We start from the raw sequence: 7,407 nt of genomic DNA, 5'->3' as shown, positions 1-7,407 counted from the left end.
CCTACAAAAGAAAAAACACTAGCGATAACGTTATCGCTAGTGTTTAATTATTTAATTTTGTTTAATAATCTGTATCGCTTTTTTAGGACGGGACAAATCCCTGGGTGGAATTAGATCTTAATATGAAAATTGCTTATTCAGGAAATTCTGGACAAGTTGGCGATTAATATTGCTGGGACGGAAATGATGATGCCGTAAAGGCTGTCATAAAATTACAGCAATTGTTCCCAATGAAAAAGTCTCTTCCTTGATGATTTTTGAAAAGCCTTTTCAAAGTGAAGCTACTGCAGATATCATTTTAAAACCAGAAGGAAATGCTGCAAAAATAACTTGGAGCATGGATTGTGAATTAGATTATCCAATGAAGTTGATGAAGTTGTTTATGGATGGTCAGATGAATGGTTCCTACAGCAAAGGTTTAGCAAAATTAAAAGCCTTAAATGAAAAATAGTTTTTCTTTTGCTATTTGTGGGATTCAGTTTGTGGTAAGAGTTTGCATTAATTTTAAATTTATCGGCCAAAATTATTTTCAATGTTGAAAGGCACTTTAAATAATTACCTTAAATTTGTCAAAAATTTTTTAGAAAGAATTTTTAAGTAATTAGAACATTGAACCAAAATATATTAATGAGAAAATATACAAGCCTTGTGCTTATTTCAGCCGCACTTTTATCTTGCAAAAAAGAAACGCAAACCATAACTAAAGTTGATCCAGTAACAGGCAAAACGATTACTGTAGAAGTTCCAGTTACAGAATCGGATTCTACCGAAAATGTAGTAAATGAAGTTGCAGTTGCTCCCGCAATAAGTAATAATAATGGCGTTTATGTACAGACTTTCAAATTAGAAAAAGGCAAAACTTATCCTTTAATTACGTACCAAAAAGATGTACAAACTGTAACCTCTCCAGACGGTAAATCACAGAGTGGTACGAATGAAACAACGGATGAAATGAGTTTTACAGTGAATGATTTTGTAAACGGAGTTTATGATATCAGCATTAATCTAGTGGGCAAAAAGAATTCGCAATCTGCTAATGGAAAATCAGTTGCGATTGATTCCAAAGCTGCAGAACCAAAAGATGAGCAACTGAAAATGATGTGGAAAATGAACAAAGCTTTAGCTGGGAACAAGCTGAACTTAAAAATGGATGAAAATGGGAAAGTGATTTCCATTTCAGGGTTCGAACCTATTTATACTAAAGTAAATGCTGCATTAACAAGTTCTGTAAAAGATGCTGCCACAAGAACTCAATTTTTAAATAGTGTAAAATCCAGTTTTAATGAAAAAGTTTTAAGAGAACAGTTTTCTAAAAATCTAATTTTGCTTCCGGCCAAAGGGGTAAAAGTGGGAGATAAATGGACACAAACTGAAAATGCGACCCCAGATGGCAAAGTGAAAATTACAACCAACTATACTTTAAAAAGTGTAGGAAATGGAGTGGTAGTAGTAGCGGTTGCAGGTGGAATTCCAGCGAAGACAGATAAAAAAACACAAGAAGGAATTACCAGAACCTTAAATTCTCAACTGACCCAGAACGGAACCATTACATTAGATCAAAATACAGGTTGGATTAAAAATCAAAACATCTCTGTGAAAACTGTACAAGCAGAAACCCTTTCTGATGGTAAGGAAACCCAAACGATGAAAAGTGTATCTAACTCTTCCGTAATGGTGAACCCTGCAGGAAAATAGTAAAGCGATTTAACCCCTAAAAATTAGAAAATCCGCAATCATCAAAATGATCTGCTAAATTTCTCCTCTTTTAAACAATGAAATTTATTTTTGAATTAATTCTTGCCACTATTGTTATATTTTTTCTTTGGAATATCCTGAAAAGACTCTTTTTCGCTTCTTTTTATAAATATCCAAAATCCACGAATGGCGATTCTACCCAAACCCAGAAATCTAAAAAAAATCTTGATGCTAAGATTAATTGGGATGCCGAAACCGTGGATTACGAAGAAATAAAGGAAAATAAGGACACAAAAAACAACTAAAGAAAACCCTTTCTGTATGATTATGCAGAAAGGGTTTTTACAGAAAGATATTCTACTATGGGAAAAAATAAAAAGTTAATTTACATCTTTGGCAGCCTCCTAGCGTTTTTGGTTTTGGCTTTAATTTATGCCAATCCTGTAATTACCGGGAAACAGCTTTTTCAGCATGACATCGTGCAGTACAAAGGTGGCGCAAAAGAATTATTAGATTACAGAGCGGCAAATGGCAAAGAAACATATTGGAGTGATTCTATGTTTGGTGGAATGCCCACTTATCAAATGGGAGCTCAGTTTCGAGGCGATATCATCAAAAAAATAGATGATATTTTCTTATTTCTACCCAAACCAGCCAATTATATTTTTCTTCTTTTTGCTGGCTTCTTTTTTCTGGGTCTGGTTGCCGTCCGAAATTGGAAATATGCGCTCTTAGGAGCTACATTTTTTGGACTCTCAACCTATTTTTATATCGCTTTGGCGGCAGGACACAATGGGAAAATTCATACGGTAGCGTATTTTGCTCCGCTTTTAGCTGGGATTTTATTGGTCTATATTCGCAAAAAATACATTCTTGGATTTATTGTGACGGCACTTTTCATGGGATTACAAATTGCTGCGAATCATCCTCAAATGACCTACTATTTGTTTCTTGGATTGGCGTTTCTATTCATATCAGAATTAATTCGCGCCGTACAGAATAAAACACCCTGGAAGCATTTCGGCATTTCTACGGGAATTTTGGCGCTCGCTTTCATATTGGGAATCGGGATGAATTCTCAGCGATTAATGGCGAATTCTGAATACGTCACAGAAACGGTTCGTGGGAAACAAATTTTGGATAATGATATTCATTCGTCTGGAAAATCAGGCATGGATAAAGAAAGCATGTTGGCCTGGAGTTATGGCAAGTTAGAAACTTTAAACCTTTTTATTCCGCGATTAATGGGCGGATCCAGCACTGAGGAAGGCTCAGAAGAATTGATGAGCAGCATGCAAGAAATGGTACAAACTAACGTCACGTCTCAAGCAGAAATGGATCAGATCTCGCGGGGATTTGGATCATTAACGTATTGGGGCGATCAACCCGGAACTTCCGGTCCCGCTTATCAGGGAGCAGTCGTGTGTTTCTTGGCTTTGTTAGGTTTTTTCTTTGCGTGGAAGAAGTACCGCTTCTGGATTTTAGGCGCGTCCATTTTGACCATTCTTTTAGCGTGGGGAAGTAATTTCTTGCCGCTTTCTGATTTTTTCATTGAGTTTGTTCCTTTCTACAATAAATTCCGGGCACCAAGCTCCATTTTGGTGGTGGTAGAATTATTATTTCCGTTGATTGCTATCGTAGGTCTTTACCGATTTTTTAATTCGAATGAAAGCATTGAAACGACTTCAGAAAATATATTGACAGAAGAGTATAAAAAGAAAATACTGCTTGCTGTAAGTGGTTCGGTTCTGGGAATTACGATTATTTTGATGGTTTTTGGAAAAGGAATTTTAGGATTTTACACCAGTTCAGAGAAAACATATTTACCACCTTACTTATTAGACTTCCTTATTGATGCCCGTGCAAAAATGTTTCAAATAGATGCTTTGAAAGCGATTTTCTATGTCGGAATTACGGCCGCAGCTTTATGGTTCGGCTTGAAAAAGAAAATCAGTCAGAACGTGGTGTTGATTGTAATTGGACTTGTTAGCTTAGTGGATTTGTGGAGTGTGAATAAGAGATATTTGAACAATGACAACTTCATTGACAAAAACTTTACAGAAAATCCTTTTCAAACTGAAAACTCAGACCTTCTCCAGCAGAAAGTGGGTGATAATAATAATTTGAAAGCATTATTGGAAAATGCGAATGTGAACAAAGTTTTAGAAACCATTGCAGAAAAAGATCAAACCCATTATAGAGTGTATAATCAGATTTTGGGAACCTTTGGCGAAACCAATACCTCCTATTTTAACCCCTCCATTGGCGGCTATCACGCGGTAAAATTGAGAAGGTATGATGATTTAATCAATGAGTATTTCAGCAAAATGGATACGGTGAGAGTTCCGCAAATCTTAAATATGCTGAATGCCAAATACATGATTTTTGGTGATTTAGAAAAACCAGATGCGGTGATTAATCCGCAAAGCAATGGAAATGCCTGGTTTGTTTCTGAAGTGAAAATAGCCAACTCACCCAATGAAGAAATACAATTAATTGGCGAAATTGACACCAAAAAAATCGCCGTGGTGGCGAAAGAAGATCAATCCTATTTAACGGGAAAATCTTTGGCTCAAGATTCCGCAGCCTTTATAAAATTAGAAAAATACCAAGCAGATGAGTTGGAATTTAGGACCCAATCTAAAACGCCTCAACTTGCAGTTTTTTCAGAAATATACTATCCGAAAGGCTGGAAAATGTTTGTTGACGAAAAAGAAGTTCCTTACATCAAAGCCAATTATTTGTTGAGAGCCGTCCACGTTCCCGTCGGAAATCACACCATAAAAATGATTTTCGCACCGCAGGTTATAGAAACGGGGAAGCTTATCTCGATGCTTGCTGTTGGGTTGTTTGTGTTGTTAAGCCTTGGCGGAATTTATTTTCTTTACCGAAAAAGAGACAGAAGAGATTTGATACCTGAAGAACTATAAATAAATGTTTTCGGCCATTATTGTCATTCTGAACGGAGTAAAGCGAAGTGAAGAATCTAAATATTTTTTATGAAAATTTCAGAAACGCATTACTACTTTATTGGTATTTTAAAAAATACGTTAAAGATGGTTTTGTATACCGGAGTTACAAGTCTTGCGGAGAGATTATATTAGCATAGAATAGGAAAGCACATTTAGGATGGGTAAAAAAGAAGAAAGAAGATTTAATTAATGTAGTTACTCCGACTTGGAAATTCTTAAATGATGATATTTGAGATTCTTCATTTCGCTTTGCTCATTCAGAATGACAACAAAAAAATTATCATTAACAATCCAAAAAAAATATTAATCATTACCTATTATTGGCCTCCAGCGGGAGGTCCAGGAGTGCAGCGTTGGTTAAAATTTGTAAAATATTTACCAGAGTTTGGATGGAAACCCACGGTTTTTATTCCAGAAAACCCTAGTTATCCCATTATAGATGAAACCTTAAAAAAAGATATTTCTAAGGATTTAGAAGTTATTAAAACCAAAATTTGGGAACCTTATCAGCTTGCAGAACTTTTCGGAAAAGACAATAAGAAATTTAAAGCCGGACAATTTGATGTTGGGACCAATCAATCTTTTAAATCCAAACTTTCCATTTGGGTCCGCGGAAATTTTTTCGTTCCCGATGCACGCGTTTTTTGGGTAAAACCTTCTGTGAAATATTTGAAAAAGTATTTAAAAGAAAATGAGTTCGAGGCAATTGTCACTACTGGACCACCTCATTCCATGCATTTAATTGGTCTAGAATTGAAGAAAGAATTTCCCAATATGAAATGGATCGCTGATTTTCGAGATCCGTGGACGGAGATTTCTTACTACAAACATTTAAAACTTAGTAAATCTTCCGATGAAAAACACAGAAGTCTAGAAAGGCAAGTCTTTGAAAATGCGGATATAACTTTGGCAACAAGTTATAGCGATGCGGAAAATTTTCGAAAAAAAGGAGCCAATGCTTTTTGCATTACCAATGGTTTTGATGGGGTGGAATCTAAATTTGAGATCAAGGAAAAAACGAGAAATTCAAAATTTACGCTGAGTTACATTGGCGTTTTGGAACAGTTGAGAAATCCAACCGTTTTGTGGAATATTTTGAATGACCTGATTGTAGAAAACGAAACGTTTAAAAATGATTTCGAAATGAAGTTTGTCGGACGAATCGACGATAAAATTTTGAATCAGCTAGAAAGCTCTGCCTTGAAGGATTCTATAAAAAATGTTGGCTATTTATCGCATTCAGACGCGAATGCAGAGATGAATTATTCTGATTTACTTTTAATGACCAATTTCCCTGAAGATTCTTCCAAAGGAATTATACCGGGAAAAATATTTGAATATTTAGCCACGGGAAAAACAATCATTTCTTTCGGGCCAGAGAAAAGTGATGTGAAGAAAATTTTAGAAGAAACGAAAGCGGGAAAACATTTTTCTTATGATGATGCTGATTCTGTAAAACAATTCATCTTGCAGAAATTTGAGGAGTGGAATAATGGTGAGGAAATTATTCAGACGCAAAATATTGAGCAATTCTCCCGAAAGAATCTTACGAAAAAACTAGCTGAATTATTATAACAAATCTTGCGTGAGGTTGGAGGTGGAAATCCTTTTTTATGAGCGCAGACTCGTCTGAACACTAAACCGAATTCATAAAAAAGATTGGGAACCGAAGACCGACCCTTTATAAAAAAAGAGCAAAATGAAAATTTGCTCTTTTTTTATAATGGGACACGCCCAAAAAATTTTTACAACCAACCTTGTTGCGCCATCCACTCATCATTGTAGATTTTTCCCACGTATCTGGAACCGTGATCATGCAGCAAAACCACAATAATATCATCTTTTGTAAATTGGTCTTTCATCTGTACCAAAGCCGCCATGGCACTTCCAGCAGAATAACCGCAAAAAATCCCTTCCTCTTTCGCCAGTTTTCTCGCGTAAATGGCCCCGTCTTTATCCGTTACTTTTTCGAAATGATCAATTACAGACATGTCATAATTTTCTGGAATAATATCTTCCCCAATGCCTTCTGTAATGTAGGAATAAGCGTTTTCTGGATTTAAAATTCCCGTTTCGTGGTACTCTTTTAAAATAGATCCAAAAGTGTCAATCGCAATATTCTTGATGGCTGGATTTCTCTCTTTCAAAAATTTGCCAACACCGCAAATCGTTCCACCAGTTCCAGCGCCCGCCACAAAATGCGTTAATTTACCTTCTGTTTGCTCCCAAATTTCTGGCGCAGTTTGCTCGTAATGTGCAGTTCTATTGGATAAATTATCATATTGATTCACGTACCAACCGTCTTCAGTTTCTGCCGCCAATCTTTTCGAAACAGAATAATAAGATCTAGGATCCGTCGGTTTCACGTCGGTAGGACATACGATTACTTCAGCACCCACGGCGCGTAAAATATCGCATTTTTCTTTGGATTGTTTTGCGTTGGTGACGAAAATACATTTGTAACCTTTGATAATGGCTGCCAAAGCTAAACCCATTCCCGTGTTTCCAGAAGTTCCTTCAATGATTGTTCCGCCTGGTTTTAAACGACCGTCTTTCTCTGCGTCTTCTACCATTTTCAAAGCCATTCTGTCTTTGGTGGAATTTCCGGGATTAAAGGTTTCTACCTTCGCTAAAACTAAAGCGGGGAAATCTTCTCCTAAAACTTTATTGATTTTTACAAGTGGCGTATTTCCTATGGTTTCCAGAATATTTTCTGCGTATTTCATATATTTTTTCTTTT

Annotated in this window: 6 protein-coding genes; 5 read left to right on the top strand and 1 reads right to left on the bottom strand. The window is 36.1% G+C overall.

The window, feature by feature from the left end; all coding sequences use genetic code 11:
- Positions 1 to 250: 250 nt before the first annotated feature.
- The 5 genes from RCH13_RS04160 to RCH13_RS04140 all read left to right on the top strand — a co-directional run bounded on the left by RCH13_RS04160 (position 251) and on the right by RCH13_RS04140 (position 6,242).
- The gene (locus RCH13_RS04160; protein ID WP_326985949.1) at positions 251 to 451 is read left to right on the top strand and encodes a hypothetical protein; all 201 of its coding nucleotides are present in this window, start codon (positions 251 to 253) and stop codon (positions 449 to 451) included.
- Between the two features lie 176 nt (positions 452 to 627).
- A complete protein-coding gene (locus RCH13_RS04155; protein ID WP_326985948.1) occupies positions 628 to 1,695 on the top strand; it encodes a DUF6263 family protein in 1,068 nt (355 codons plus the stop codon).
- 77 nt (positions 1,696 to 1,772) lie between these two features.
- Positions 1,773 to 2,000: a hypothetical protein gene (locus RCH13_RS04150; RefSeq protein WP_326985947.1), complete on the top strand. Its 228-nt coding sequence runs from the start codon at positions 1,773 to 1,775 to the stop codon at positions 1,998 to 2,000.
- Positions 2,001 to 2,057: 57 nt separating this feature from the next.
- The gene (locus RCH13_RS04145) at positions 2,058 to 4,625 is read left to right on the top strand and encodes a YfhO family protein (protein ID WP_326985946.1); all 2,568 of its coding nucleotides are present in this window, start codon (positions 2,058 to 2,060) and stop codon (positions 4,623 to 4,625) included.
- A 324-nt stretch (positions 4,626 to 4,949) separates the two neighbouring features.
- Positions 4,950 to 6,242, top strand: a complete 1,293-nt coding sequence (locus RCH13_RS04140) for a glycosyl transferase family 1 (RefSeq protein ID WP_326985972.1) — start codon at positions 4,950 to 4,952, stop codon at positions 6,240 to 6,242.
- 170 nt (positions 6,243 to 6,412) lie between these two features.
- Here the strand turns inward: RCH13_RS04140 and RCH13_RS04135 are convergent, their stop codons facing one another.
- Positions 6,413 to 7,393 carry a PLP-dependent cysteine synthase family protein gene (locus RCH13_RS04135; RefSeq protein ID WP_326985945.1) on the bottom strand — a complete coding sequence of 327 codons (981 nt, stop codon included), beginning with the start codon at positions 7,391 to 7,393 and terminating at the stop codon, positions 6,413 to 6,415.
- Between the last annotated feature and the right edge of the window lie 14 nt (positions 7,394 to 7,407).

Origin of the sequence: Chryseobacterium sp. MP_3.2 (assembly GCF_035984805.1) — a bacterium.
Lineage (GTDB): Bacteria > Bacteroidota > Bacteroidia > Flavobacteriales > Weeksellaceae > Kaistella.
This window is presented reverse-complemented; position numbering and strand designations above follow the sequence as displayed.